The 25,590-nt window shown below is 65.0% G+C and carries 26 protein-coding genes and 2 tRNA genes; 8 read left to right on the plus strand and 20 right to left on the minus strand.

The genetic code is table 11. The features are described from left to right. Window positions 1-173 precede the first annotated feature (173 nt). Window positions 174-1,421, plus strand: a complete 1,248-nt coding sequence (locus CT676_RS03675) for an NAD(P)/FAD-dependent oxidoreductase (protein ID WP_135213908.1) — start codon at window positions 174-176, stop codon at window positions 1,419-1,421. 12 nt (window positions 1,422-1,433) lie between these two features. Here the strand turns inward: CT676_RS03675 and CT676_RS03680 are convergent, their stop codons facing one another. Genes CT676_RS03680 through CT676_RS03695 form a run of 4 tightly spaced genes read right to left on the minus strand, consistent with a single transcriptional unit; the run spans window position 1,434 to window position 4,532 of the window. Next, window positions 1,434-1,841, minus strand: a complete 408-nt coding sequence (locus tag CT676_RS03680) for a thiol-disulfide oxidoreductase DCC family protein (protein ID WP_135213909.1) — start codon at window positions 1,839-1,841, stop codon at window positions 1,434-1,436. Further along, window positions 1,841-3,160: an SDR family oxidoreductase gene (locus CT676_RS03685; RefSeq protein ID WP_135213910.1), complete on the minus strand. Its 1,320-nt coding sequence runs from the start codon at window positions 3,158-3,160 to the stop codon at window positions 1,841-1,843. The genes CT676_RS03680 and CT676_RS03685 overlap by 1 nt, the downstream gene beginning before the upstream one ends. Window positions 3,161-3,168: 8 nt before the next feature. Further along, window positions 3,169-3,636, minus strand: a complete 468-nt coding sequence (locus CT676_RS03690; protein WP_071908703.1) for a DUF2269 domain-containing protein — start codon at window positions 3,634-3,636, stop codon at window positions 3,169-3,171. Beyond that, window positions 3,633-4,532, minus strand: coding sequence for an alpha/beta fold hydrolase (locus CT676_RS03695; RefSeq protein WP_135214094.1), 900 nt, complete (start codon window positions 4,530-4,532; stop codon window positions 3,633-3,635). Before CT676_RS03695 ends, CT676_RS03690 begins: the two co-directional genes overlap by 4 nt. A 261-nt stretch (window positions 4,533-4,793) precedes the next feature. Between CT676_RS03695 and CT676_RS03700 the strand changes: the two genes are divergently transcribed. Both CT676_RS03700 and ppa read left to right on the plus strand, forming a co-directional pair. After that, window positions 4,794-5,303: a GNAT family N-acetyltransferase gene (locus CT676_RS03700; RefSeq protein WP_014490714.1), complete on the plus strand. Its 510-nt coding sequence runs from the start codon at window positions 4,794-4,796 to the stop codon at window positions 5,301-5,303. Window positions 5,304-5,481: 178 nt separating this feature from the next. Further along, a complete protein-coding gene (ppa, locus tag CT676_RS03705) occupies window positions 5,482-6,018 on the plus strand; it encodes an inorganic diphosphatase (protein ID WP_014490715.1) in 537 nt (178 codons plus the stop codon). A gap of 71 nt (window positions 6,019-6,089) precedes the next feature. On the opposite strand, the gene folD is transcribed toward ppa, so the two are convergent. Genes folD through CT676_RS03720 form a run of 3 tightly spaced genes read right to left on the minus strand, consistent with a single transcriptional unit; the run spans window position 6,090 to window position 7,650 of the window. Beyond that, window positions 6,090-6,974, minus strand: coding sequence for a bifunctional methylenetetrahydrofolate dehydrogenase/methenyltetrahydrofolate cyclohydrolase FolD (folD, locus tag CT676_RS03710; RefSeq protein WP_135213911.1), 885 nt, complete (start codon window positions 6,972-6,974; stop codon window positions 6,090-6,092). A gap of 1 nt (window position 6,975) precedes the next feature. Further along, window positions 6,976-7,344 carry a DUF167 domain-containing protein gene (locus tag CT676_RS03715; protein ID WP_063980343.1) on the minus strand — a complete coding sequence of 123 codons (369 nt, stop codon included), beginning with the start codon at window positions 7,342-7,344 and terminating at the stop codon, window positions 6,976-6,978. Window positions 7,345-7,359: 15 nt separating this feature from the next. Further along, entirely contained in the window at window positions 7,360-7,650 is a 291-nt protein-coding gene (locus CT676_RS03720) for a YggT family protein (protein WP_007598721.1), read from the minus strand. Between the two features lie 184 nt (window positions 7,651-7,834). On the opposite strand from CT676_RS03720, the gene CT676_RS03725 reads away from it, so the two are divergent. Then, window positions 7,835-7,910 (plus strand) — tRNA-Ala (locus tag CT676_RS03725). A 238-nt stretch (window positions 7,911-8,148) separates the two neighbouring features. On the opposite strand, the gene CT676_RS03730 is transcribed toward CT676_RS03725, so the two are convergent. The 7 genes from CT676_RS03730 to CT676_RS03760 form a co-directional block, all read right to left on the minus strand. Further along, entirely contained in the window at window positions 8,149-9,012 is an 864-nt protein-coding gene (locus tag CT676_RS03730) for an enoyl-CoA hydratase (protein WP_275552079.1), read from the minus strand. Between the two features lie 63 nt (window positions 9,013-9,075). After that, the gene (locus CT676_RS03735) at window positions 9,076-9,870 is read right to left on the minus strand and encodes a glutamine amidotransferase (RefSeq protein ID WP_135213913.1); all 795 of its coding nucleotides are present in this window, start codon (window positions 9,868-9,870) and stop codon (window positions 9,076-9,078) included. 191 nt (window positions 9,871-10,061) lie between these two features. Further along, on the minus strand, window positions 10,062-10,841 hold the full coding sequence (locus CT676_RS03740) for an SDR family oxidoreductase (RefSeq protein ID WP_135213914.1): 780 nt from the start codon (window positions 10,839-10,841) through the stop codon (window positions 10,062-10,064). 230 nt (window positions 10,842-11,071) lie between these two features. After that, window positions 11,072-11,560, minus strand: coding sequence for a TerB family tellurite resistance protein (locus tag CT676_RS03745; RefSeq protein ID WP_028151070.1), 489 nt, complete (start codon window positions 11,558-11,560; stop codon window positions 11,072-11,074). Window positions 11,561-11,900: 340 nt separating this feature from the next. Then, window positions 11,901-13,310 (minus strand): adenylate/guanylate cyclase domain-containing protein, encoded by a 1,410-nt coding sequence (locus CT676_RS03750; protein ID WP_135213915.1) that lies wholly within the window; start codon window positions 13,308-13,310, stop codon window positions 11,901-11,903. Between the two features lie 51 nt (window positions 13,311-13,361). Beyond that, the gene (locus CT676_RS03755) at window positions 13,362-14,729 is read right to left on the minus strand and encodes a cytochrome P450 (protein WP_063980337.1); all 1,368 of its coding nucleotides are present in this window, start codon (window positions 14,727-14,729) and stop codon (window positions 13,362-13,364) included. Between the two features lie 34 nt (window positions 14,730-14,763). Further along, on the minus strand, window positions 14,764-16,134 hold the full coding sequence (locus CT676_RS03760) for a hydrolase (RefSeq protein ID WP_135213916.1): 1,371 nt from the start codon (window positions 16,132-16,134) through the stop codon (window positions 14,764-14,766). Window positions 16,135-16,282: 148 nt separating this feature from the next. Here CT676_RS03760 and CT676_RS03765 point away from each other — a divergent pair, with 148 nt between their 5' ends. Continuing rightward, window positions 16,283-17,971, plus strand: a complete 1,689-nt coding sequence (locus tag CT676_RS03765; RefSeq protein ID WP_135213917.1) for an MFS transporter — start codon at window positions 16,283-16,285, stop codon at window positions 17,969-17,971. 99 nt (window positions 17,972-18,070) lie between these two features. Here CT676_RS03765 and CT676_RS03770 read toward each other — a convergent pair whose 3' ends face one another. Both CT676_RS03770 and CT676_RS03775 read right to left on the minus strand, forming a co-directional pair. After that, window positions 18,071-18,286 carry a hypothetical protein gene (locus CT676_RS03770; RefSeq protein WP_063980334.1) on the minus strand — a complete coding sequence of 72 codons (216 nt, stop codon included), beginning with the start codon at window positions 18,284-18,286 and terminating at the stop codon, window positions 18,071-18,073. Window positions 18,287-18,448: 162 nt separating this feature from the next. Continuing rightward, the gene (locus CT676_RS03775; RefSeq protein WP_135213918.1) at window positions 18,449-18,772 is read right to left on the minus strand and encodes a hypothetical protein; all 324 of its coding nucleotides are present in this window, start codon (window positions 18,770-18,772) and stop codon (window positions 18,449-18,451) included. Window positions 18,773-19,025: 253 nt separating this feature from the next. On the opposite strand from CT676_RS03775, the gene CT676_RS03780 reads away from it, so the two are divergent. Next, a complete protein-coding gene (locus tag CT676_RS03780; protein ID WP_135213919.1) occupies window positions 19,026-20,081 on the plus strand; it encodes a polysaccharide deacetylase family protein in 1,056 nt (351 codons plus the stop codon). 74 nt (window positions 20,082-20,155) lie between these two features. On the opposite strand, the gene CT676_RS03785 is transcribed toward CT676_RS03780, so the two are convergent. Next, on the minus strand, window positions 20,156-20,530 hold the full coding sequence (locus CT676_RS03785) for a hypothetical protein (protein ID WP_135213920.1): 375 nt from the start codon (window positions 20,528-20,530) through the stop codon (window positions 20,156-20,158). Window positions 20,531-20,823: 293 nt separating this feature from the next. On the opposite strand from CT676_RS03785, the gene CT676_RS03790 reads away from it, so the two are divergent. After that, window positions 20,824-21,480: a methyltransferase domain-containing protein gene (locus tag CT676_RS03790; protein WP_135213921.1), complete on the plus strand. Its 657-nt coding sequence runs from the start codon at window positions 20,824-20,826 to the stop codon at window positions 21,478-21,480. Window positions 21,481-21,502: 22 nt separating this feature from the next. Further along, window positions 21,503-22,237, plus strand: coding sequence for a class I SAM-dependent methyltransferase (locus CT676_RS03795; RefSeq protein ID WP_135213922.1), 735 nt, complete (start codon window positions 21,503-21,505; stop codon window positions 22,235-22,237). A gap of 84 nt (window positions 22,238-22,321) precedes the next feature. Here CT676_RS03795 and CT676_RS03800 read toward each other — a convergent pair. From CT676_RS03800 to CT676_RS03810, 3 genes are all read right to left on the minus strand, one after another. Next, window positions 22,322-22,397 (minus strand) — tRNA-Thr (locus tag CT676_RS03800). A gap of 100 nt (window positions 22,398-22,497) precedes the next feature. Continuing rightward, a complete protein-coding gene (locus tag CT676_RS03805; RefSeq protein ID WP_135213923.1) occupies window positions 22,498-24,273 on the minus strand; it encodes a heme biosynthesis HemY N-terminal domain-containing protein in 1,776 nt (591 codons plus the stop codon). Window positions 24,274-24,310: 37 nt separating this feature from the next. Beyond that, window positions 24,311-25,546: a hypothetical protein gene (locus tag CT676_RS03810; protein WP_135213924.1), complete on the minus strand. Its 1,236-nt coding sequence runs from the start codon at window positions 25,544-25,546 to the stop codon at window positions 24,311-24,313. Window positions 25,547-25,590 lie beyond the last annotated feature (44 nt).

Here is a 25,590-nt window from a genome sequence, read left to right on the forward strand (position 1 = left end):
GGCCCACCACTTGAAATCCCCGTCGGCAATGGTGGGCACGGCGCAAGAGCGCCTTTGCCCACCCTACGAAGATGGATCACTCGCCCCAGTGCACAACGTGCGCACAAGGCGGGTGATGACACCTCACTTTGTGGTGGCTTCAGCGCTCCTCGCGAACGTGCTAGAGCCCGCCCATGACCTCCCTGCCTTCCCCCGTCAACGTCGCGATCATCGGCGCCGGCGCAGCCGGCCTCGGCGCGGCGCATGCGCTGGCTGGCTCCGGCCTCTCCGTGATCGTGCTGGAGGCGCGTGACCGGATTGGCGGACGCGCCTGGACCGTGCAGGCCTCGCCTGAGGTGACCTTCGACGTCGGCTGCGGCTGGCTGCATTCGGCCGACAAGAATTCCTTCGTCGGAATCGCCAAGCAGCTCGGTTTCGAGCTCAACAAGGACCTGCCGCCCTGGCGCGAGCGCGCCTTCGGCAACGCGTTTCCGCAGGCCGAGCGCGACGATTTCATGCGCGCGATGGACGCATTCTACGAGCGGCTGTGGCAGGCGGCGCAAAAGGGCAAGGACGAGCCCGCAAGCCTGAGCCTCGATCCGGGCAATCGCTGGAATCCCATGATCGACGCGGTCTCGACCTACATCAACGGCTGCGAACTGAAGGACATGTCGACGCTGGACTGGGACGCCTATGAGGACAGCGACCTCAACTGGCGCGTCCGCCGTGGCTATGGCGCGCTGGTCGCGGCCTATGGCGCCCCCTGCCCGGTGGCCCTGGGCTGCAATGTCACGCTGATCGATCATTCCGGCCAGCGCCTCCGCATCGAGACGTCGCAGGGTACGCTGACCGCCGACAAGGTGATCGTCACCGTTCCGACCAATCTCATCGCCGATGAGGCGATCCGCTTCTCACCGCCGCTGCCCGCCAAGGTCGATGCGGCGGCCGGCCTGCCGCTCGGCGTCGACGACAAGGTGACGCTGGCGCTCGACGATGCAGAAGCCTTTCCGAAAGAGGGCAATCTGCGCGGCGCCACCATGCGCACTGAGATGGGCACCTATCACATCCGCCCGTTCGGACAGCCCTGCATCGAAGGCTTTTTCGGCGGCAGCTTTGCCCGCGAGCTGGAAGACGCCGGCGACGGCGCCATTGCCGCGCACAGCATCAACGAGATCGCGGGCTTTCTCGGCAACGACATTAGGCGAAAGCTGAAGCCGCTGTACGAGTCGCGCTGGACGCATGATCCGTTTGCGAGGGGCTCCTACTCGCATGCCCTGCCGGGGCACGCTGGAGACCGCGCGGTGCTGGCAGCGCCGGTGGATGGGCGGCTGTTCTTCGCGGGCGAAGCGACGTCGCCAAGCTTTTTCACGACGGCGCACGGGGCCAGGGACAGCGGGGAGCGGGCGGCGAGGGAAGTGCTGGCGGCTTCAGGCAAGCCGTAACCGCCGGCTACGTCACTCAATCACCCGCGCCTGCAAATCCGCATCGGGAACGAAGCAGGCGTTGTACTTCCCGAAAATCCGGTAGCGGTTGCGCGCGATGAGGCTGTACACGGGGTCTCGCAGCAGTTTTGGCACGGCGAACAACATCCGCACCCAACGCCATCCCGGCAGATGCGACAGCACGGTCAGCGCGGCGTCGGACTTCATAAAGACCTCGCCGTCATGAACCACCGCATTGGTGTCGGGATCGTCAGGATCGATGCCAAAGGTCCGCGCGAGCTTTGCGCCGTACTCCGACTGGATCGGCGTGAAGCGAAAGCGCTTCGCCGTATCGCGCTTGGCAACAAAGCGGACCCAGCGCGAGCAGAAGATGCAGACGCCGTCGAACAGGATCACGTCGTCGTCGGGCCATTTGGGCATCAGCGATTATCCAGCATCAGCAGCGCGACCAGCATCAGCACGATCGCCGGCCCTGTCTTCACCAGCGCGCCGAGCGGCTCGATCCAGAGGTCGGGCGTGAGGATTGCCGCGCCAACCATATAGCCGAGCGAGGCGACGATGCCTGCGACCAAACCGATCGCCGCGGTGCGGCGGAAGGCGATCAGCGCGCCGATGCTCATGTCCATCAGGCTGGTCCCGATGGTGATGGGATCGACCAGCGCGGGCGAAAAATTGTGCGCGGTCAGGATGCCGGCGGCGGCGCGGTAGGAGACGAACAGCGCGATGAAGCCGGAGACGAGCCAGAACGCAACGAGGCTGGCGAAGATCAGCGCCTTGATCAGGAACAGCCGCGCGAACCATTTGTCCTGGATGGTGGCGGGATGGCGCCCGATCGTATCAGTCAACGTCTTCGGCGCGATGCCCGTGGCGGCGATCCAGGCGGAGGGATCGCCAGTCACGCCGCGGCGCAGCTCGGCGATGGCGGTGGAGCGCATCGGCGGCATCCAGCCGAGATAATTGGCGAGATCGCCGATCTTCGCGCCGAGATCGAGCATGAAGGACGGCATCGCGAGGCGCGGCCAGCCGGCCGTGCCGAAGGCGTGGCGGAACTGTTTGATGACGCCGGCCATAGTGACCGGCTCGGCCTGCATCAGGTCCCACGTCACGGCTTTGACGGAGGCGTCGTCGATATCGCGCGCGGCGAGCCAGGCGATGGTGGCCGAAATGTCCTCGACTGCGACGGACTGGAATGGCGTCGACATCTCCTTCTGCGGCAGGTCGAGCGGGAAGGCGGCGAGCGCACGCAGCATGGCGCTGCCGCCATAGGCTGACGGCGCGATGACGAAGCCGGGCCGCAGGATCGCGTGGGGAATGCCGGAGGCTGCAATCAGGCGTTCGGCCTCGCGCTTGGTCGTCGCGAAGGCGGTGCGATCCGCCTCCGTGGTCCCGGGGATCGAGATGTGCACCAGCCGGATCGCGCGGCCGCTGTCGGCGATCGCCTCAAGCAGGCGCGCGACGAAATCGCGATGCACCGCGCCGGTGTCGCTGCCGGGACCGTCCTGGAGCACACCGAGACAGTTCACGACGACGTCGACGGCGTGCTCGCTGAAAAGGCGCACCAGCGCGGCTGCACCAAGCGACAGGATCGGCTGCTCGATGTCCAGCGCGCTCATCTTCTGCGCGGGCGACAGGCTGCGTGCGACGCCGACCACGCGAAATCCCCGCACGCGCAGATCGTCGGTGACGAAGCGCCCGATCAGGCCGGAGGCGCCGAGCACCAAAACAGTTTGCTGGGTCATCGCATCTCTCAAAACGGTTTCGCGATCATCAGCCACAGGATCAACATCGTCGCGCCGAAGCCGGGGAAACCGAACGCGAACCAGCGGCGGTAGAGCACGAAGTAGCGTTCAGGCAGAGCGCCGCGCTGCTCGGCCGCCTTGCGCGCGAGATCTCGCATCTCGATCTGCATGAAGACGACGGGGACCCAGAACAGGCCCGCAAAGACGTAGAGCCCAAGCGAGGCCAGCAGCCAGCGTTCCGTGATCGGCATGGCCGAAAGCATCATCAGCACGCCGCCCGTCACCGGCTGCAGGATCACGGCCGACAGCGTGAAGATCGCGTCCGCAATCACCACCACCGAAGCGGTGCGCGCGATGAATTCGGCGTCGTTCGTGCGATGCGCCATCAGCATGAAGAAGGCGATGCCGGTGCCGGTGCCGAGAATGACGATGGCGCCCAGCACATGGAGGTATTTGACCAGGAGATACAGCGTCATGGCTTCTTGGCCGCCGCCGGTTTGGACTGGTTCAGCGCAAGCCCGAGCTCGCGGCTGGCGGCTTTGACGCCGGCTTCGCTCTCGATCATCCAATGCCCTTCGCTGCCGACGACCGGCAATGTGCGGAAGTCCACCCTGCCGCCTCCGCCGCGAAACGCATCCGCCAATTGCCGCGAGAACGCCGGCGCGAAATAGCTGTCATTGGTCGCCACGAGCCATGTGACGGGAATGCGCGCCGCCTTGCCGAACTCGGCCGCCGCGGCGAGAAGCGTCTGCGGCGCGCAGATCCGGTTCGGTTCATCATTGGCGTGGCCACCGCGCCCCGGCGCAAACGCGATGATCGCGGAGATCGCGTTCGGATCGGCGTTCGCGAGCGCCAACGCCCCCCAACCGCCGGCCGAATGGCCGAGCACGACGACCGAGTCTTGACGAACGAAATCCTGCTTTCGCAAAAAATCCAGCGTGAGCAAAATTTCGGCGGCCGTCGCGCGGCCCGAACGCGCGTAATCCGCCTCGTCGCAGCCGCCCTGGTCCTCGACATAGCGGCCGCCGGTCGCACCATGGCCGAGCCGCTCCGGCACCAGCACGGCGAAGCCGTGCGCGACGAGAAACGCGACCAGCGCGCGGTATTCAGGCTGCGGCATTTGCGCCCGGCGCAGCACATTTTGCGTCGAGGCATGTGCGATCACCGCAAGCCGGAACGGACCGGCGCCGACGGGGCGAAACAGCAGCGCATGCGCGGCAATGTCTTTATCCGGCGATGGCACGCGCCATTGTTGCCGGCGAAACGGCTCGCCCTCCTCACCCGATGACCCAAACGTGACCTGTGCGCACAGAGGCGACGCCATCAGCAAGGGCAGCAGAGGCAGGAGGGCGAAGATGTTGAAGAGGCGCATGAATCGCCGCAGGCGAACACGGACAGCAACGGATCTGCAGGAACGAATCATTTTCGGCGGACTTTTTGCGTTGCCATCGCGGTTCATTGGTTGCCGCAGGGCAGTTTTGCACCGGCAATGGCAGGCCGGTGCCGTTCGAGATGGCGTCTTGTCTTCTTTCGGTACAACATGGTTAAAATACTGATGCACAAAATCCACACGTTAACCGATAATTAACGATAGGTCTTGCCGCCGGCGCGGCGACTTGGTTTGATCGTCTCCATGAGCACAACCCTGATCGAGGTCCGGCCGGCCAAAGCTGCAGATGCAACTGCGGTGGCGTCCACCCATGACGAAGCCTGGCGCTCCGCCTATCAGGGCATCATTCCCGGCGGCGAGCTGGAAAAGCTGATCAACCGCCGCGGTCCGCAGTGGTGGGACAGTGCGATTCGCAAAGGCAGCCGCGTCAGCGTGCTCGTGTTCGGCGACAAGATCGCCGGCTATGCCAATTACGGCCGCAACCGCGCCCGCAGCCTGCACTTCGACGGCGAGATCTACGAGCTCTATCTGCGTCCGGAATTCCAGGGTCTCGGCTTCGGCCGCCGCCTGTTCACCGCAGCCCGCCGCGACCTGATGCAGAGCGGCCTGAAGAGCATGGTCGTGTGGGCGCTCTCGGACAACGATCCGGCGACCGAGTTCTACCGCGCCTTGGGCGGCCGCATGGTGGCGCGCTCCTCCGAGCGTTTCGGGCCGAAGTCGCTCGACAAGGTTGCCTTCGCTTGGACCAATTGAGCTGCTGAAAGTCTAGCCGGCAGCGCTTCCCATCCGTCGATACCGTTGCCTTTTGAGCCGGTAGTCGCTGGATTCATTATTTCACAAAAACACGATGGATTGGCGCGCCAAGCCCGCGTATGACAGCGCCAAAATCGCTGCCGGGCGCGATTTAACCTCGGCAACAACGGAGCCTTGAATGCGTATCGATGCGGTCTCGATCGGAAAAAACGTACCCCACGACGTCAACGTCATCATCGAAGTCCCCGTGGGCGGCGAACCGATCAAATACGAGATGGACAAGGAAGCCGGCACGCTCGTTGTCGACCGCTTCCTCTACACGCCGATGCGTTACCCCGGTAACTACGGCTTCATCCCGCACACGCTGTCCGATGATGGCGATCCCTGCGACGTGCTGATCATCAACACCCGCGCCATCATCCCCGGCGCCGTCATGAGCGTGCGCCCGGTCGGCGTGCTGTTCATGGAAGACGAAGCCGGCGGCGACGAGAAGATTCTCGCGGTGCCGTCGTCGAAGCTGACGCAGCGCTACGACAAGGTGAAGTCGTACTCCGACCTGCCCGACATCACGCTGCAGCAGATCCAGCACTTCTTCGAGCACTACAAGGATCTCGAGAAGGGCAAGTGGGTGAAGATTCTGCGCTGGGGCGGCCCGGAAGACGCGCAGAAGCTGATCCTCGAAGGCATCGAGCGCGAGAAGAAAAAGAAGGCGTGAGATTGCGTGTCCCGGACGCGGTGCATCACGAAGTGATGCGCTGCGCAGCGTCCGGGGCGCGAGACCTGGAGTTAAACCGCCGGCTTCGGCAGCCCGGCGATCGCGCAAGCCGCGCGCAGCGTATTCACCAGCAGGCAGGCGACCGTCATCTGGCCAACACCACCCGGCACCGGCGTGATCGCGCCGGCAACGGCGAGTGCTTCCTGATAGGCGACATCGCCGACGAGACGCGTCTTGCCGTCGTCCTTCGGGATGCGGTTGATGCCGATGTCGATCACGGTCGCGCCCGGCTTGAGCCAGTCGCCGTGCACCATCTCGGGCTTGCCGACCGCGGCATAAACGAGGTCGGCGCGCTTCACGAGTCCGGGCAGATCGCGCGAGCGCGAATGCGCGATGGTCACCGTGGCATTCTCGTTGAGCAGCAATTGCACCAGCGGACGGCCGACCAGATTGGAGCGGCCGATGACGATGGCATTCATGCCTTCGAGCGAGGCGTGGACGCTCTTGGTCAGGATGATCGAGCCGAGCGGCGTGCAAGGCGACAGCGCTTCAAAGCCGCCGGCGAGCCGGCCGGCATTGTTCGGATGCAGGCCGTCGACATCCTTGGCGGGATCGATGGCGTTGATGACGGCCTCGGTGTTCAGGCCCTTCGGCAGCGGCAGCTGCACCAGAATGCCGTGCACGGCCGGATCGCGGTTGAGCTTGGCGACGACGGCCAGCAGATCGGCCTGCGACACGTCGGCCGGCAGCTTGTGCTCGAACGAGGCCATGCCGGCCGCCTGGGTCTGGGTGTGCTTGGAGCGGACATAGACCTCGCTGGCGGGGTCGTTGCCGACCAGAACCACCGCGAGGCCCGGCACCAGATTGTGCTCGCGCTTGACGCGGGCAACCTCGTCAGCGACGCGCGCGCGGAGTTCCGCAGCGATGACTTTTCCATCGATGATCTTGGCCGTCATGTCAGTTCCCTTGGTCTGTCGGTTTGGCGTCTGCCGATCTGGCTTGGGCGAGCTTGCGCAGGGCTTCGCCGAGTCGCGCCGGATCGCCGTCGACCGCGATCTGCTTCAGCCGCGAGGTGGCACCGGATAGCAGCTTTACACTGGCCTTGGGGACGCCGAGCGATTTCGCCAATAGCACCAGAACGGCCTTGTTGGCCTCGCCGCCATCGGCGATCGCGCGCACCCGCACCTTGAGCACGCTGCGGCCGTCGGCCAATTGCTCGATCCCGTCGATGTCGTCGCGGCCGCCGCGCGGCGTCACCCGCAGCGCGATGCTGATTCCTGCGACCGAATAGCGCCAGGGTTCCTTGAAGGCCTCTTTCGCAACCAAGGCGCTCCCGCCTGCTTAGATCACGTTCGGGTAGATGTAATACAGGATCACCCGCTCGATGAACATGATGAGCAGGATCAGGATGATCGGCGAGATATCGAGGCCGCCGAGACTGGGCAGGAAATTGCGAATCGGCGCCAGCACCGGCTCGGTGATCCGGTACAGGAACTCCGCCACCGCCGAAACGAACTGGTTGCGGGTGTTCACGACGTTGAAAGCGATCAGCCAGGACAGGATCGCGGAGGCGATCAGCAGCCAGACGTAGAGGTCGAGCACGATGATGACGATGTCGAGAACGGCACGCATTGAAGACTCTGGCTTTCGGTCGGGATTGACGCTTTTTGCTAGATATCGGTTCCCCCCGGCCCAAACAAGGGAAGTCGGTGCCGGGGATGGTTAAAACCGGGTCACACCCGTCCTTGACTTGACCTTGGCGGGGACTTAAATGGCGCCCGGTTGTCGGCCGCATTCACCAGAGCGGCCGCCAAACGGGGCCATAGCTCAGCTGGGAGAGCGCGTCGTTCGCAATGACGAGGTCGGCGGTTCGATCCCGCCTGGCTCCACCAGCCTTCGCTCGCTTCGCGAGCTACGGCTAGGCAAGCCAGCCGAGCTCCCTCGTAGCGAAGCGAGCGAAGGCTGTCCCGCCATAGCCCGAAGGGCGACGGCGGACCCCATCCACCATCACTGACATTCGCGAGCTACCGCTAAGGCAAGCCAGCCAAGCTCCCCCGTAGCGAAGTGAGCGAAGGCTGCCACGCCATAGCCCGCAGGGCGACGGCGGGCTTCATCCGGAAACCTCTCCCCCTACCCCCCCGTAAACCTCGGCGGCCGCTTCTCCATGAAGCTCGCGACCCCCTCCCGGAAATCGCTGCCGTTCAGCGCGACCATCATCTCGCGGTTGGCCTCGATCGTCGCCTCCGCCAGGGTCTGGAACGGCACCTCGTAGAGCTGGCGCTTGATCACGGCCATCGCGCTCGGGGAAACCATGTCGGCGAGGTCGCGCGCATAGGCGTAGGTCTCCTCGCGCAGCTTCTCGGGCGAGCAGAGCCGGTTCACCAGGCCGATCCGCAGCGCCTCGTCGCTCGACACGCGCCGGGCCGAGAGCAGCAGATCCATCGCGTTGGCGTGGCCGACGATGCGCGGCAGCATCCAGGACATGCCATGCTCGGCGATCAGGCCACGCCGCGCAAAGGCCGTGGTGAAGACGGTATTGTCGGCGGCAAAGCGCAGGTCGCAATAAAGCGCGTGCACGAGGCCGATGCCGGCGGTCGCGCCGTTGAGCATGGCGATGACGGGCTTTCCGATCGACGGATAGAAGCCGTAGCGCGTCTGCCAGTCCGGCCGGCGGTTCATGTCGAAGGGCGGCAGGTTCGAGGCACGCCTGACGTCGTTGGGGTCGAGCCCCTTCAGCGCATCCATGTCGGCGCCGGCGCAGAAGGCGCGGCCCGCGCCGGTGAGCACGATGACGCGGACATCGTCATCCGCGCTCGATGCTTCCATTGCGTGACGCACGTCGCGCTCCATCGTCGGCGTCCACGCATTCATGCGATCAGGGCGGTTGAGCGTAATGGTCGCGACCTTGTCGCTCACCTCATACAGAATGTGTGACGCTCTCCCTGTGTCTGCCGGCACGCGTTCGCGCGCGCTCGTTAGGAACGAGCCTAGCATATCCAACGGTGAGGCAAGAGCTTGTGCCAAGGCCTTGCGCGAAGGCCTTGCGCAGAGGCGCGATCACTCGGCGGCTTGCGCCAGCACCCGCCGGCGCGCCAGCCAGCCGTCGATGAAATGATCGAGCCAGGCCCGCTCCGCAACGTCGTAGACGGCACGGTCCCCGAAATGATGATGCCGCTCGCGCGCGCCAGGCGCGCTGAGGCCGTCATAGCCGCGCGTGGTCCAGCAATGCATCATCGCGCAGGTCACGTCAGGATGAAACTGCACCCCGAAAGCATTGCCGGTGCGGAACGCCTGGATCGGAAAATCATCGCCTTCCGCAAGCAGCTCAGCGCCGACGGGCAGTTCAAATCCTTCGCGATGCCAGTGATAGACCTGCGCCGGCCAATTCGGGCAGAGCGCGTGGCCCGCGGCGGTCGGGCGGATCGGATAGTAGCCGATCTGGGTCAGCGCCTCCGCATGCGGCGCGACGCGGGCCCCCAACTGCATCGCCAGCATCTGCGCGCCGAGGCAGATGCCGAGGAACGGTCGCTGTTCGCGGAGCGGAATTTCGATCCAGTCGATCTCGCGACGGATGTAGTCGTCGGAATCGTTTGCGCTCATCGGACCGCCGAAAAAAACAGCGCCGGCATGCTGATCGAGCGTATCGGGCAGGGGATCGCCGAAGCGCGGTCGGCGAATGTCGAGGCGATGGCCGAGCGCGCGCAGCGCATTGCCGACGCGGCCGGGCGTCGAGGATTCCTGATGCAGGATGATCAGAACCGGCAACCGGGCTTCGGAGGCGGCGGCGCTCGGCGTCCTTCTGGGGAAGGGCACCAATTCTGCGCCACCAAACCTGTCCGTCCGGAACGACATGGCCTCTGCGAGTGCTATCGGTTCAGACCGCCAGCATAGCTAAGCGGTAGTTAACATCGTGTGAGTTCGCGCACACACGTCCCGATATTGAAGCAAGCTCCGGGCCACTACGGAGCTTTGAGCTTTCTTCAAAGCGATTTCGAGCGAAGTGGATACCGGTTCGCGTCAAGAAAACGCGTCAAAACAAGAAATCAGTGCCTCTGCCTCTGGAACCGGCTGGTGGCGGACAGGATGAAGCCGCGCGGGAAGAAACGCAGCGCGAACGGCACGATCTTGATGCCGAGACCAGGCAGCACTGCCCGCTTGTTGGCCATCAGGCCTCGATAGGCTTGTTGCGCGACATCGGCGGCAGACACGTTGAGAAGAGTTGTGTCATGCCCGGACCCGACGCCGGCGCGCGCCTGGAATTCGGTGGGCACCGGACCCGGGCAAAGTACGGTGACGCGAACGCCGCGCGGCGCGAGCTCCGCCCGCAGGGCCTCGGTGAGGGAAATCACATAGGCCTTGGACGCGTAGTACACGGCCATGCCGGGGCCGGGCAGAAAGCCCGCGACCGATCCGACATTGAGAAGACCGCCCTTGTTCCTGATCAGCTGATCGGCAAAGCGCAGCGACAGATCCGTCAGAGCCCGGACGTTGACATCGACGATGCCGACCTGTTCGACGCGGTCGCGGTCGATCGCATCGCCGAACACGCCGAAGCCGGCATTGTTGACGAGATGGTCGAGCTCGACACCTTCGGCGGCGAGCGCGGCGGCGATTTTGTCACCCGCATCTGCCTCCTGCAGGTCGCAGGCGATCACGATCGGCTTCTTGCCGCCCTTGGCGGCGAGCTCGTTCGCAAGCGCCTCCAGCCGGTCCGCCCGTCGCGCCGTCAGCGCGAGGCGATGCCCGTTGGCGGCGAACACACGCGCCAGCTCCGTGCCGATGCCCGCCGACGCACCGGTGATCAATGTTACCCGCTCAGTCACGATCGAAGTCTCTTGAATTGAAGTTTTTTGGCCCCGCAATGGCGGAACGAGAGCATAGGCCGAGCGCGACAGGCAAGCGTCACCGGCAGCATGGCTGCTTGAGCGGGCAACAGGGAAGCAGGAAAACCACGGATTTTACGGGGAAATCCGGGCCGGGCTGGCCGACGGGTGTATATTAAAGTTTCGTCATGTGGTCAGCACAACCGCCGATAATACCGCGTCGAGACGGTTCAACCCCCGACGGCACCGTCCTTGACCTGACCACCGGCGCGGTTTGCGACCGCATGCTTGAGGTCGATCCGGTCGCGCTGGGCGATCCCGAGCAGGTCGGAGGCGCGCCAGACGACGTTGTCCTCGAACTCGGAGACCTGGCCATCGGCATAGACCAGCTCCCACATCATCTGGACGATGCGCTTGCGGCCCTCTTCGTCGAGCGAGCGCATGATGACACTGGTGAAGTGATAGAGGTCGACGGCCTCGCCCTCGACCTGGGTGGCGTCCGCGATCAGGCGGTCGGCGGTACCGCGATCCAGCCCGAAATGGCTTTCGATCAGGCTGTGCAGCTTGCGCTGCTCGGTCGCCGTCGGCTGACCGTCCAGCGAGACCACGTGAACCAGCAGCGCGGTGGCCGCAAGCCGGTAATCGCCATCGCCGAATGCGCGATCCCCGGCATGAGGGGCCACGATGTCGGCGATGAATTGGCGCAGGCCGTCGAGCATAGGATCCTACCAAAAACGATGAAGCCGCGGGAGTGCGGCCGCCACCAGCATTATATGAGCGGGAAACCCAACCGCCGCAACGTGCGTCAGCTCCGCGCGGGCATTACCTTTCTGCAATCTGGACGAGCTGGTTACCGTCATGACCGGGCTAGTCCCGGCCATCCACGCGCCACAGCGAAGCAAGACGTGGATGCCCGGGACTAGCCCGGGCATGACGACAGTGAGTGTGGCACGCACCTGTCTCCACATCGTCATTGCGAGCGCAGCGAAGCAATCCAGACTGCCTCACTGGAAAGACTCCGGATGCTCGCTAAGCTCGCAATAATCGGGAGTGCCGTCCTCACGGTATCTCGTACACCACCATCTTGTCGGCGATGCCGCGCAGGGCCGCCTGCTTCTGGATCGGCTTGATCGCGCGCTGCTCGAGCACCTCGGCGACTGCGGGCGCATCGAGCACGGGGCCCGTGATGTGGATCTCCCGCGCCGTCGACAGGCTCTGGACGCGAGCGGCGATGTTGACGGTCTGGCCGAAATAATCCTGGCGTTCGTTGAGCATCACCGCAAGACAGGGGCCTTCATGGATGCCGATCTTGACGATGAGATCGTCGGTGCCGCGCTGCCTGTTGAGCTCGTCCATAGCGGCCCGCATCCGCAGGCCCGCGACGATGGCGTGCTCCGGACGGATGAAGGTCGCCATCACGGCGTCGCCGATTGTCTTCACCACCGCGCCCTTCTCGGAGGAGATGATCTCGAGCAGCGCATGGAAATGCGCGCGCACGAGATCGAAGGCGGCGAGATCGCCGACGCGCTCGTAGAGCGCGGTCGAGCCCTTCAAATCGGTGAACAGGAATGTCAGCGACGTGATCTGGAGCCGCTGGTCGAGGCTGAGATTGTCCGCCTTGAAGACATCGCGAAACGTCTGGTTCGACAGCATGCGCTTGGCGGTGAGGAACGGCTTGCGCTTGCCGATGAGATGATGGAGCGCCTCGGCCGCGATGAACACCGACGGCAACACGCGCACGCCGGCCTGGTTCTCCAGCGACAGCCGCAGCGGCCCCGGCCGCATGGTCGTCGTCCCCGTCGGAGCCTGCACCTTGTTGTACATGATCGCGAACTGCTGGCGCTCCTTGGTCGGCTCGCCCTGGACGTCGATGAAATGGGCGGCGTGCGTCACCGGCTCGAAGATGATGATGAAGTCGCCCGGCAGTTGCAGCGACATGGTCGCCTTCTCGCCTGCCGGAAGCTCGAGCGTATCGAGCGTCACCTCGTTGGCGAGCGTCGCGAAGGATTCCTTGTTGAAGTCGACGCCGGAACTCCAGAATACCTGCTTGAAATATTCCCACACCGGAAGCGTATCGGGATCGTGCGCTGCGATGCGCCGCACGCGCGGATTCACGGTGAAGGAGACCTCGACCTGATCGTCGACCGACGCCTTGTAGCCGCAGGCGCAGAGCGCGCAGTGATAATCGTCCGGCTTGAGCGCCTTCAGCGTCGAATGGGCCCCCAGCACGCCGCCGCAGCCCGGACAGAGCACGTTCCAGCCGAGATCGAACAGTCCGAGCCGCGCCGAGTGCAGGAAGGTGGAGATCGTGTGCTCTTCATCGAGGCCATGCTGCCTGGAGAAATCGAGAACATTGACGCGGTTGAGCTCGTGATCCTCGCCGTCCTCGATGAGGCGCGCAATCGCGTCGACCACCTTGGCGTCGGCGGTCTGCTTCAGAACGGAAAACTGGGCCTGGATGTCGCTCATGGCGGAGGCTCTATCTGGGGTGGATCGCGCCATCGGGCAGACGAATGTCTGTCACCGACGCGTGATGCGGAACAAAGGTGAGTGGTCCGGCTGGGTCGTCACGACGCCGAGCGGGATCACCGGAACCCTGTCGGCAAGCTCGATGCGGAACGCGCCGATCAACCGGGCCAGCGCCAGCACGGATTCGGCTTGCGCGAACGGCGCGCCGATGCAGACGCGCGGACCCGCGCCGAACGGCAGGTAAGCGAAACGGTCGGGCGCCTCGTTCGACATGAAGCGTTTGGGAATGAAGGCGTTCGGCTGATCCCACAGCTTCTCATGCCGGTGCAGCAGCCAGGGCGCGATCATGATGATGTCGCCCTTGCCGATCTCGACGCCGGCCGCATTATCCTTCTCGCGCGCGGCACGCGCGACCAGGAAGGCCGGCGGATAGAGCCGCATGGTCTCCTCGATCACCGCGCGGGTGAACTTCTGGCGATCGATGTCGGCCATGCTGTCGAGATGCTCGCCATGGGTCTCGGAGGCAACTTCCTCCTGCGTCTCCGGATCGAGCGCGAGCAGATAGAGCGCCCAGAACAGCGCCGTCGCCGTGGTCTCGTGACCCGCCAGGATCATGGTCGCGACCTCGTCGACGAGTTGCGCGTCCGAAAAGCCCTTGCCGGTTTCGGGATCGCGCGCCGCGTCCATGAGATCGAACAGGTCGCGCGGCGGCGCGCCGTCCTTCTTGCCCATCGTGCGCCGCTCGGCGATCAGCATCGCGACGAATTCGGTCCAGCGCTTGCGGAAGCGGGCGCGGGCAAAATCCATCGGGGTCGGCCAGGACACCGGCAGCAGCATGTCGAGGAAATAGGGCCGTCCCAGCCGCGCGCCGTATTCCATGACGAAGTTGCGCAAGGTCGGGCCGTGACGGTCCATGCCGAACGAGAACATCGTGCGCCCGGCGATCTCCAGCGTCATACGCTGCATCGTCTCGCGCAGATCGACCGGCTCGCTTGTTCGCGCATCGAGCTTTGTGATGGTCTCGTCGAGCACCGCGGTCATATGCGGGACGAGATTTGCGGTCGCACGCGGCGTGAAGGCCGGCGCGAGCGTACGGCGCTGATGCGCCCAGGCGTGGCCTTCCGCGATCAGAACTCCTTCGCCGAGCACCGGACGCAGCATGCGGATCCCCGCCGGCGTGCGCGTGTAGTTTTCATAATTGCTGAGCAGGACATGCCGAATTGCATTCGGCTGATTCAGAATGAAGCTGTTGTGGAGGAAAAAGCGGCCCTTGATGACCTCTTCTTCGTAGGCACGCTGGCCCCAGGTCGCGATCATGTTCTGCTTGAGGACCGCGACCCGGCCGAGAAACGACATGTCGTCGGGCGCACGCGGCGGGGTCGGAGGGATGATGGGCCGACGCACACTGGCGATGTTCATGGCTCTCTCCCGCAGATATGACCCAGGCCAATAGCTAGTAAGTCAGCTCGGCAATCGCAATCCTGTTCTCGGAGGCGGGCCAGGCACGCGCCACAATTCGTTCTTCGCCGAACTGGGCCACGACGTTACGCCCGGCCTCCGCGGCCGGGAGCCGCAAGGTTGCTGCCGAATCCGTGGGCACACCCGGCTTGACGTCGGCCGGCTCCTTGCCGTCGAGCAGCACCACGTCCCGCGGCAGGCCGAAATAGCCGCGCGGGCGTGACATGATCACGACGGCGCCGGCATCCTTGTCCGCGGGCCCGAGCGGGCGCGCGGCACGCAGATGCACGACATCGGACGAGCGCGCGAACGGCGTGCGGTAGATATGCGTCGTCGGCGCGTCCGGCGACGTCAGGGCGAATTCGAGGAACCAGGAAGGCTCGACCTGCGCCGGACCCCAGCGGCCGTCGGCGCCGGTCTTCGCGCTGTGCACCGCGCCGCCTTTGCGCTCCCCGGTATCAGGATCGACGCGGAAGACATCGACGGTTGCACCCGCCACCGGGCGATTGGTCGACACGCCGCCTGGCGTACCGGTCACAAGGCCGCTCAACCTGACGCTCTGCTCCGGCACAATCGCGATGCGCGCGGGCTCGCGGCCGGCAATGAATTTGTAGATCTCGCGGAAGGCACGCGGGTGAAACGCCACTTCGCGATGGTCGAGCGCGACGAGCACGAGATTGGTGGCGCCCGTCAACTCCGGCCCTTCGACGGTAACGCCGGTCGGCGTGCCGGGCTTGCCGATGAAGCGGCCGTCGGCTTGCGCGTACTTGTCCATGCCATCGCTGCGCAGGGTGAGGAAGGCCGTGCCCGGCGTCACCTCGCTCTCGCCCTCATTCAGGCCGCGCAGAAATGTACCGCGGCCATTGAATTCGTTGTTCGGCTGGTCGTCGGTCGCGAACACGCCGTGATTGGGCGTGCCGCACAGCACGGCATGGCTGACATCGCCGGCACCGCCGTTCCTGATGACGTTGCGAATGGCGTAGCCACCGCGCGAACTGCCGACCAGCGCCACGCGGGCCGCGCCGGTGCGGCGCTTCAATTCCGCGATGGCCGCCGCGAGCTCGCGGCGCTGGTCCCCGGTCGAGGAGCGGCCCGCTTGCTCGACCTTGTCGTCGCTGCGCGCCAGCGGATCCGTGAAATTGATCGCCATCATGCGATCGCGCGCGACGCCGTTGGATTCCATCCGCCAAAGCGTCGTCATCCAGACCGCGTCGTATTCACCATTGCCGTGGACGAACAGGATCGGCGGCACCTCGGCATTCTGAGCCGTGGGCGCGGTCTGCGCCAGCGCGCCTGTCCGCAAGCTCGCAACCGCGAAAGGCAAGCTGCCTGCCCCCAGCAGGATCGACCGTCGCGACAGCTTCATATGTTTCTCCGGAAAAACCACGTCTTTGGACCGCTTATACCGGCCTAACCACTGGACAGCGAAGGACTTTCGCAGGCATCACTGAACCTGCCGGAATCACCCAAAGACCATTCCAAGACCACTTCTGCCAGCCCATATGGAAGGGGATATGACCGAGCAGCCGAACCGTCAGAAATTCGCCGGCGACGGCATCGCCGCACCCCTGCGGTACACCGTGTTCCGGCGCATCTGGCTCGCCAGCCTGCTCTCCAATCTTGGCCTCTTGATCCAGGGCGTGGGCGCGGCCTGGGCGATGACGCAGATGGCGGCCTCGGCCGACAAGGTGGCGCTGGTGCAGACCGCGCTGATGCTGCCGATCATGCTGATCTCGATGCCGGCCGGCGCCATCGCCGACATGTATGACCGGCGCATCGTGACCTTGATTTCGCTCGCGATCGCGCTGATCGGCGCGACTGCGCTGACGGTGCTGGCCTGGCTCAAGCTGATCACCCCGGAAACGCTGCTCGTCTTCTGCTTCGTAGTGGGCAGCGGCAATGCGCTGTTCGGGCCGGCGTGGCAATCCTCGGTCAGCGAGCAGGTCCCGCCCGAATCACTGCCGTCAGCCGTCGCACTGAACGGCATCAGCTACAATATTGCACGCAGCTTCGGTCCCGCGGTCGGCGGCGTCATCGTCGCCTCGCTCGGCGCGGTGGCCGCGTTTGCCTGCAACGCGATCCTTTATCTGCCGCTGCTGGTGGTGCTGCTGCTCTGGCGGCGCAACACCGAGCCCTCGCGCCTGCCGCGGGAGAAGCTCAACCGCGCGATGGTCTCGGGCTTCCGCTACATCACCAATTCGCCGCCGATCAAGATCGTGCTGTTGCGCACATTGGTGATGGGCCTGATCGGCGGTGCCATCATGGCCCTGATGCCGCTGATCGCGCGCGACCTGCTGCATGGCGGCGCGCAGACCTACGGCATCATGCTGGGTGCCTTCGGCATGGGCGCCGTCGTCGGTGCGCTCAACATCCATGAATTGCGCAAGCGCATGAGCGGCGAGGCCGCGATCCGCGCCTGCACCATCTCGATGGCATTTGCGATGGCCGCGCTTGCCGTGAGCACGGAGCCGGTGTTGACGGCGGCGGCGCTTGTGCTCGCCGGTGCGGTCTGGATGGCGGCCGTCGCGCTGTTCAACATCGGCGTGCAGCTCTCGGCGCCGCGCTGGGTCGCGGGCCGTTCGCTCGCGGCGTTCCAGGCCTCGATATCCGGCGGCATCGCGATCGGCGCCTGGGGCTGGGGCCATCTCACCGATTATGCCGGCGTCGAGGTCGCGCTGCTGACGGCCGCCAGCCTGATGCTGATCTCGCCGGTGCTGGGCATTTGGCTGGCGATGCCGCGCGTCGGCGCCCGCAACGAGGACGCGGACGTGCTCGCCGATCCGGAAGTCAAACTGTCGCTCACGGCGCGCAGCGGGCCACTGGTGGTCGAGATCGAATATAGGGTGAGCCAGGAGAACGCGCGCGCCTTCCACAATGTGATGCAGGACGTGCAGCTCTCCCGGCAGCGCAACGGCGCCTATGGCTGGTCGATCGCGCGCGACATCGCCGACCCCGAATTATGGACCGAGCGCTACCACTGTCCGACCTGGCTCGATTACTTGCGCCAGCGCAACCGCTCGACGCAGTCCGAGCGCGCGTTGCATCAGCAGGCGATCGATTTCCACATCGGCCCCGATCCGGTGCGGATCCGCCGCATGCTGGAGCGTCCGTTCGGCTCGGTGCGCTGGAAGGAAGAGACGCCGGATCGTGCCGGCGCCGAGGTGCTGCCGGTGGTCGCGAGCGTGGCGGGAAGCAGCACGTAGGTTTTGGCCTGTAGCCCGGATGAAGCGAAGCGCGATCCGGGACGATCTCACGCGCGGGCAGACCCCGGATTTCGCTCAGCCGGGCTGCGACGGCACATCTTACTGCCCGTGATCCGTCAGCACCTTGTCGCAGGCTTTGCTGAGGCGGGTGCGGTTCTGCTTGAGGCAAGCGAGCACGGCGCCATCGCCATTGTTCATCACGGCACGGCAGAAGCGCGTCACATCGCGCGCGCAGGCATCGTGGCCAGGCTGCTGTTGCGCTGAGGCGCTCGATGCGCACAGAATCAAAGAAACAATGAAAAGAAATCTGGTCATCGCGTAATGCCTCTTACCCCAAGGAAGTGCGGGCGAAGCTAGTGCGACGATCCCGGGGCCGCAACGGCTTTATTGCCGAGCGGGACTGGCGCGCGTGGCCCCGGCTTGACGCCGGGAGCACATCGCGAGGGGAGCTAACAACGATCGCCGTTGCGCGTTGTCCTACTGCTTGTCCTGGGCGTCAGCGACCTTGCGTGAGGCGCCCTTTGCGAGGTCCTTGTCCATCACCGCGCGGCAGCCGGCGCTCAAGTCGGAGCGATGCTTCATCATGCACGCCGTGATCTTCGGGACGTTGGGGATTTCCGAGGAGCACAGGCGGAAGGCATCGCCGGTGCACTGCTGCTGCGCCTCGGCCGAGAAGGCGAAGCTCGCGGTCGTCGAGACGATCGAGACGATGGCGGCAAAGCCCAGAGCCAGGCTGGTGTCGCGGATCCTACTCGTCAGCAATTTCGCAGAGAAAGACTTAGCCGAAGAAGATTTGGTCATTTGAAGCTCCCATTGGCGCCGCTGGAAGCGGGGCCCGTTGTTGGTGGGAACTACGATGCTCCGGCAAAACAGTTTCCACTGTGATGACGGTCACGGGTGGCCATCCATCTGTGACCTCCGTCACATGGCGCACCTCGCTGAAAATCCGGCGCAAACGCCGTCGTGTTGGTGTCACGTTAACTGTTCCTTCGCATTAATGGCTCGTCGCGCGGGAGATTCCGCAGGGTTGGTTGCGTAATTGGAAAGAATAGCGATGCGTAATGCGTTGGGCCTGATGCTGGCCAGTGTAGTTGCGGCGGTCGTGATCGCCGTCGGCGGTTGGTTTTATTATTCCGCGCGCGCCGATCAGGGCGCCCCCAAAACAACGGCCGCCCGTGCCGCCGATCAATTGCCGGCACAGGCGAAGCTCGCCGCCAAGGATGACGTCGAGACCACCGCGGCGATCGCGGCCAGGCCGACGGCGGTTGCTCAGGCAGCGGCGCCTGCGCCCGCTCCGGTCGTGCCGGTGCAGCAGAAGTCGACCTGTGCCAATCCGAACGCGCTGGGCGTTGCCCGCGTGGTCGAGATCGACACCACCGGCGGACCCGGCTTCGGCTTCGAGCATTTCAAGCAGTTCGACTTCCTCACCGACAAGGAGGTCGTGCTGACCTTCGACGACGGTCCGTGGCCGGTCAACACGCCCGCGGTGCTGAAGGCGCTTGCGGATGAATGCACCAAGGGTCTGTTCTTCTCGGTCGGCAAGCACGCGACCTATCATCCGGAAATCCTGCGCCAGGTGCTGGCCCAGGGCCACACGGTCGGCACGCACACCTGGTCGCATGTCAACCTGAACAGCAAGAAGATGACGGAGCAACAGGTCAAGGACGAGGTCGAGAAGGGCTTCAGCGCGGTGAGGTTCGCGCTCGGCACCAACCCGGCACCGTTCTTCCGCTTCCCGCAGCTTCAGCACAATCCGGCGATGGTGAGCTATTTCGGCACCCGCAATGTCGCGATGTTCTCGACCGACATCGACTCCTTCGACTTCAGGAAGGGTGCCACGCCGGAGAAGATCGTCGACAACGTGATGACCAAGCTCGACAAGCTCGGCAAGGGCATCATCCTGATGCACGACTTCCAGAAGCACACCGGCGAAGCCATGCCGGCGCTGCTCGCGCGGCTGAAGGCTGGCGGCTACAAGGTCGTGCAGATGAAGGCCAAGGCAACGCTCCAGACGCTGCCGGAATATGACGAGGCGCTGCTGAAGGACCTGAAGGTGCCGACGTCGAGCGCGCGTCCGATAACGAGCGTGGTGCAGACGGTGTCGCAGTAAGCCCGCAACGCTTCCTCAATACGCGCATGGCCGGGCTCTTGCCCGGCCATTTGCTTTTGGAGCGAGTCGCAGCCTTACCAGTAGATGCCGTGGCGGTGCAGCTCGCTGATGATGCGGCCTTCGGTCCAGCTGCGCTTGTGCTTCGGCTTGCCCGCCTTTGCGGTCTTCGTGGCGGGCTTGCTTGTCTCCGCCGGCGCTGAAGTCGTCGTTGTCGCGGTCACGGCAGGAGCCGTCGCCACGGCGGGAGCAGGGGCCGAGACTGCCGGCGGACGATCGACGTATTTCGGAGCTTCCGCGGCTGGCGCGACTTCGCTGATTTGCGTCGTCGGAGCGGCGGTCGTGGTGGCCTGCGGAGCAGCCGTTGCCGTGGCCAGCGACAGGCTGCGGTCGGCAGCATGGGCAGATGCAGAAGCCAGGACCATGGCGGCGACCAGAATGATCTCGCGCATGTGAAATCTCCCCGTGTTTGCGTGACCGGGAAATTAGGGGAGATCTGATCTGCGTTATGTGACTGTCATCACGTAGACTGCGCGCTCGGTCTTGAACCCGCGATCAGCATTCGCGGCGATCAACCCGCAACGTCACGTCCGGAAAGGTCTCGGAATCGGGCGGACAGATATGTGCTTCCCGGTGAAGCCTCGAACGCGCCGCGCCGGATGGCGCGTTTCACGATTGTTTCCAAATGTTTCTGATTGTGGTAGACGCTCGACACGTATCACAAGGCGTGCCGAGTCCGCCCGTTATGACCTTCATCAAGCGAGTGAAGCGTAAGCTGCTGCCGCCGCGAGAGGTTGTTCAGGGGTACGAGAATCCGGAACTGGTCGAAACGATTTTCCTAAAGACAATCAACTACAACCCGGACAGCGACTGGCCGCTGGTCGCGGGCATAAACACGGTTCTGGATTTCGGCGGAGGCGCTGGCCTGCATTACAAGGTGGCGCGCCGGCAACGCCCGGACATTCGATGGGCGGTAGTTGAGACGCCTGCAATGGTGCAGCGCGCCAAGGAGCTTGGCACCGATAGGCTGATGTTTTTCGAGCGCATCGACCAGGCCGCCGACTGGCTCGGCACTGTCGATCTCATCCACTCGAATGGGGCCATACAGTACGTCCCGGATGCATTGGAAACCGTCAGAACGCTGTGCACGGTTCGGCCGGCAACGTTGGCATGGTACCGCGTTCCGATCAGCGAAGAGACCCGGCGAGAGGTTCAGACATCGTACCTGAGCGACAACGGTCCAGGGTCGTCGCTCGCCTCCAGGGAGAAGCTCGTCAGATACGAGCGCAACTGGATCTCCGAGCAAGCATTCATCCAGGCCCATGAGGGATTTCGCATCACTGAGCGGAGCCCGGATCCCACCGAGCGCGGCACGCAACAATTCAGGTTCGCGCGCATCTAGCTTGCGACAATACGGGGGCGATGTGTTCGACAAGTTTGCAGACTGGTTACGTCAGACGGCCTTTTTCTCGACGGCTATCGACATCGCGCGCCAGACGTTACCAGAGCCCGCGCTGATCTGGTTGCGCACGCAGATGGTGCGCAATCTCCGTGGAACGCCTGGCGAAGTGTTCGGCGAGATCTATCGTCGCAACGTCTGGGGTTACAAGGAAACCGCTTCCGGCGGCGGATCCACGCTGCACAATACCCAAAGGGTGCGGGAAAGCCTTCCTGGTCTGGTTGGCGACCTCGAGATCCGTACCTTGCTCGATTTGCCTTGTGGTGATTTTCATCGGTTGTCGAAGATCGAACTTCCAATTTCTCGCTACATTGGAGGAGACATCGTTCCGGAACTGATTGCGCGCACGGGTGACCAATACAGTCGCCCAGATCGCACGTTCCTCCGGATCGATCTCTGCAACGATCCGCTCCCGGAAGCTGACCTGCTGCTATGCCGCGATTGCTTCATTCATCTTTCCGAAGAGATGATTTTTCAAGCAATCGACAACATTCGTCGATCCAACATCAAGTATCTCCTGACGACCACTTACCCGGCGGGCCGAAATCGTGCGATCCGCACGGGTGACTTCTTCTCCATCGATCTGAGCGCTCCGCCCTACAACTTCCCGCCGCCGATCAAGGTGCTGGACGATTACGTCCCACCGTTCGACCGGCGGCAACTGGCGCTGTGGGAAATCGAAAGCCTGCGCAAAGTCTGAGGCGATGGTATGCCGTCTCGCGGCGAGGCTGCATCGGAGGACGAAACAACGGCGCGGAAAACAACGAAAAATCAGAGCGGTAAATGGTGCCGCAAGAGGGATTCGAACCCCCGACCCCGTCATTACGAATGACGTGCTCTACCAACTGAGCTATTGCGGCGAACCCTGCCGGAACCCGCGCAGTGCAGGTCCCGATACGCGCGCTCCTGATATCGGGCATGGCCCGAATTGGCAAGGTGGAGCGGGCTTCGAAATGTGCCTCACGCGCCCCAGCGGGACCAGAATCCGCGCCAGCCGCCGGCCTGGGCCTTTGCATGGGCTCTGGGCGTACCGATTTGTTCCGCAAATTCATCGCTCGGACCCTCGTCATCGATCCCGGGATCATCGGGGGCGCGGACGATGGGGATGACGGCCTGGATCGGGGCCGGCGCAGGCTTGCCGAGGTCGGCGCGGGTCCGGAACACCGGCGTTGCCGCCTCCGGCGATGATTCGGCCGCCTCAGGGGCTGGATTGACCGGCTCGGCGGCCGGCGTGACCGCAGGCTCTTCCTTGGCGGCCTCCGCGGTCGTCTCCTTGGCCTCAGGGGGCGAATTGTCCTGTGCGGCGGGGACCGGATCCGGTGCAGCCACCGGCGGTTCCACAGGGGCTTCGCTCGGGGCTGCCGTCACCCGCTTCGGCGGCGGGGCGGCCAGCATGGCTTCCTCGAAGGCCGAGGATTCGATCGTGGCGCCCTTATCGGAGGGCAGGCTCGCGACCGGCGTTTGCCACTGGAAGGCATCGAGACGGCCGGTGACCGGCGAGACCGGACGCCAGCGGTCGCTGACATAGCCGTCCGCGGTCCAGGCCGGGTCGTGGCGGGCGCGCACCGCGCGCAAGGTCCAGGCGCGGGCACGGCCGCCGTCGCCGTGCTCGGTGCGCTCGAGCTCGGCCATCAGCAGCGCGACGCGCTGGGTCGGATCATTAACGTAGGGTGCCAGCACCGCGCGCGCGCGGGCGAACTCGGAGGCGTCGATCGCGGCGCGCGCGATCGCGAGCTGGCCCTCGACATGGCCCGCTTTGTCGGCGGGCGTCTTGGCTGCGAGCGTCTCGACCCGCTGCAAGCGCTGCCGCGCGGAATCGCCGAGCTTCACATGCGCGTAGGCGTCGGCAAGATCCGGATGCGGATTGGCGAGCCACGCGGCCTCGACCAGCTTCATGGAGCGGCGCACCTGATGCGCTTCGCTCTCGAACTTGGCCGCGAGCACCGCGGCCGGCACCAGCGTCGGCGCGAGCTTGATGGCTTCCATCACGCTCTCGCGCGCCACGTCGCGGTCCATGGTTTCCAATTCCAGCGCGCGGGCCGTGAGCAGCACGCCGCGCTGGCGGCGATAGGCCGCCTTGTCGATCAGGCCCGCGGACAGATTCGAATCCAGGATCGCAAGTGCGCCGCTCCAGTCACCGCGCGCGCAACGGAAGCCGAGCACCGCGTGCGAGGCCCAGGTCGAGGACGGCGACAGCTTGATCGCCTCCTCCGCGATCATCACGGCGCCGACCGCATCGTCGGCACGCTGCGCCTCGATGAACAGGCCGCGCAGGCCGAGCAGCCGGGTATCCTCGCGCTCGGCCATGACGCGGAAGACGCGCTGGGCCTCGTCGCGATTGCCTTCGAGCTGGGCCGACTGCGCGTGCAGCAGCAGTGCGAGCGGATCGTTCGCGGCCAGCCGCCGCGCGGTATCGGCGTGGCGGCGGGCGAGGGCGGTATCGCCATGACCGATCGCGAGCAGGCCGTGGGTGATGGCATGGCGGCCGCGCGCGTGCCGTTTCTCATGACGGCGGCGGCGCAGGCGTCCCGGCGCGCGCCAGATCATCGTCACGATGCTCCAGACCAGCACGACCGCTGCTGCAAAGACGCCGAGCAGAAACACGAACCTCGGAAGCGTCGTTGACGCGCGGAAACCGCCCGCGGTCAGGACGAGATCGCCGGGCTGATCGGCAACCCAGGCCGCGCCGGCCGCCGCCAGCGCGATCAGGACGAGGAAGAGGACGATGCGAAGCATGGCGATCCCTATTACGCGCTGATTATTGCGCGAACCTTTACTGAGCAGGCTTGACCAGATCGGGCTTGGCGAGATCCGCCATGGCATCGTCGGCGAATTTGCGGGAGGCACCGAGCGCGGCGTCGCGCGCATCGGCCTTGTCGAGCCAGGCCTGCGCGGGTGCACGATCGGCGTCGGGCAGCGTCTTCAGCTCGCGCCGCGCCTCGACGAAATCGTTGCGGAGCGCCGCCGCCGTCACCCGTGCGACGATGGCGCCGCGATCATTGCCGACGCCGTCGGTGCGCTCTATACGAACGAGTTTCGAGGCCCCCGCCTGGAGACGCTCGACGATGCCGGCACCGGCGGCCGGGGCTTCCGCCGGCGGCGAGAGCTTGGGCACGATGTTGAGCAGCTCGCGGCTCAGCGCGACCGGCGTCGGAATGCCTGATGATGCAAAGGTGTCGAGCGGCTTCAGCATATCGGGCTTGGCCGCGAGCGACCGCGCCGCGGCCAATTGCGATTCGTAAGGATCGCCATGCCGAACCGCGACGTCGAGCAGAGCCGCCGCCACGACATGGCGCAGCGGCTTGTCATTCGTCGCCTTGTTGTCGGCAATCTTCTCGCCCTGCTGTGCGAGCTCGGCGCGCTCCGTCTTGCTGGCGCGCTCCAGCTGCGCAATGCGGTCGCTGAGAGCAGCAAGATCAGGCGCGGCAGCGCGCGGTGCCGATTTCACGTCGTTGGCGGTCTTGTCGGACTGTGCGCGCAGATTGGCGATGTCACTGCGCAAGGCACTTGCGGATTTCTCCAGTGCATCGATCCGCGCCACCACGGCCGGATCGGCGGCGGGCTTGCCCGCCTTGGCTTCGACCGCGGCGACACGTCCGCTGAGCGCGTCGACAGTCGCGCTCGTGACCTGCGGCGCGGCCGGCGGCGCCTCCACGGCGGGCCAGCCCAGCATCCAGCCGACGGCAATCACGATTGCGGCTGCGACCGCGCCGGAGAACGGCGCAATGACCCAGGGCGAAACCGGCGCCGACGCGGGAGCGGAAGCAACCGCGTCCTCCGCGTGCGCGGGCTCCGGGTCGGGCCTGGCCTCTTCGGATTTGGACTCTTCGACCGTGGCCTGCTCTTGCGTGGCCTGCTCCGGCGTCGGCTGAACCTCCGGTTCGGCGGCCGCCGTTGGCTGCGACTGGGTCGAGACTTCGGTCGCCTCAAGGTCGATGGTGGGCGGGGTGCGCTTGGCACGGCCTGACTCGGGAGCCAATCCTGCGTCTTCAGGCTTGTCATCGGCCATCGTGACGGTTCCTCACACTCAAATGCCCTGAACGGACCCGATCG

The organism is Bradyrhizobium sp. MOS001, from assembly GCF_004634465.1.
GTDB lineage: Bacteria > Pseudomonadota > Alphaproteobacteria > Rhizobiales > Xanthobacteraceae > Bradyrhizobium > Bradyrhizobium barranii.

Bases quoted from the DNA above. Each gene is read 5' to 3' on its own strand.
- CT676_RS03675 (WP_135213908.1), top strand. From the start codon at position 174: ATGACCTCCCTGCCTTCCCCCGTCAACGTCGCGATCATCGGCGCCGGC.
- CT676_RS03680 (WP_135213909.1), bottom strand. From the start codon at position 1,841: ATGCCCAAATGGCCCGACGACGACGTGATCCTGTTCGACGGCGTCTGC.
- CT676_RS03685 (WP_135213910.1), bottom strand. From the start codon at position 3,160: ATGACCCAGCAAACTGTTTTGGTGCTCGGCGCCTCCGGCCTGATCGGG.
- CT676_RS03690 (WP_071908703.1), bottom strand. From the start codon at position 3,636: ATGACGCTGTATCTCCTGGTCAAATACCTCCATGTGCTGGGCGCCATC.
- CT676_RS03695 (WP_135214094.1), bottom strand. From the start codon at position 4,532: ATGCGCCTCTTCAACATCTTCGCCCTCCTGCCTCTGCTGCCCTTGCTG.
- CT676_RS03700 (WP_014490714.1), top strand. From the start codon at position 4,794: ATGAGCACAACCCTGATCGAGGTCCGGCCGGCCAAAGCTGCAGATGCA.
- ppa (WP_014490715.1), top strand. From the start codon at position 5,482: ATGCGTATCGATGCGGTCTCGATCGGAAAAAACGTACCCCACGACGTC.
- folD (WP_135213911.1), bottom strand. From the start codon at position 6,974: ATGACGGCCAAGATCATCGATGGAAAAGTCATCGCTGCGGAACTCCGC.
- CT676_RS03720 (WP_007598721.1), bottom strand. From the start codon at position 7,650: ATGCGTGCCGTTCTCGACATCGTCATCATCGTGCTCGACCTCTACGTC.
- CT676_RS03730 (WP_275552079.1), bottom strand. From the start codon at position 9,012: ATGCTAGGCTCGTTCCTAACGAGCGCGCGCGAACGCGTGCCGGCAGAC.
- CT676_RS03735 (WP_135213913.1), bottom strand. From the start codon at position 9,870: ATGTCGTTCCGGACGGACAGGTTTGGTGGCGCAGAATTGGTGCCCTTC.
- CT676_RS03745 (WP_028151070.1), bottom strand. From the start codon at position 11,560: ATGCTCGACGGCCTGCGCCAATTCATCGCCGACATCGTGGCCCCTCAT.
- CT676_RS03750 (WP_135213915.1), bottom strand. From the start codon at position 13,310: ATGAGCGACATCCAGGCCCAGTTTTCCGTTCTGAAGCAGACCGCCGAC.
- CT676_RS03755 (WP_063980337.1), bottom strand. From the start codon at position 14,729: ATGAACATCGCCAGTGTGCGTCGGCCCATCATCCCTCCGACCCCGCCG.
- CT676_RS03760 (WP_135213916.1), bottom strand. From the start codon at position 16,134: ATGAAGCTGTCGCGACGGTCGATCCTGCTGGGGGCAGGCAGCTTGCCT.
- CT676_RS03765 (WP_135213917.1), top strand. From the start codon at position 16,283: ATGACCGAGCAGCCGAACCGTCAGAAATTCGCCGGCGACGGCATCGCC.
- CT676_RS03770 (WP_063980334.1), bottom strand. From the start codon at position 18,286: ATGACCAGATTTCTTTTCATTGTTTCTTTGATTCTGTGCGCATCGAGC.
- CT676_RS03775 (WP_135213918.1), bottom strand. From the start codon at position 18,772: ATGACCAAATCTTCTTCGGCTAAGTCTTTCTCTGCGAAATTGCTGACG.
- CT676_RS03780 (WP_135213919.1), top strand. From the start codon at position 19,026: ATGCGTAATGCGTTGGGCCTGATGCTGGCCAGTGTAGTTGCGGCGGTC.
- CT676_RS03785 (WP_135213920.1), bottom strand. From the start codon at position 20,530: ATGCGCGAGATCATTCTGGTCGCCGCCATGGTCCTGGCTTCTGCATCT.
- CT676_RS03790 (WP_135213921.1), top strand. From the start codon at position 20,824: ATGACCTTCATCAAGCGAGTGAAGCGTAAGCTGCTGCCGCCGCGAGAG.
- CT676_RS03805 (WP_135213923.1), bottom strand. From the start codon at position 24,273: ATGCTTCGCATCGTCCTCTTCCTCGTCCTGATCGCGCTGGCGGCGGCC.
- CT676_RS03810 (WP_135213924.1), bottom strand. From the start codon at position 25,546: ATGGCCGATGACAAGCCTGAAGACGCAGGATTGGCTCCCGAGTCAGGC.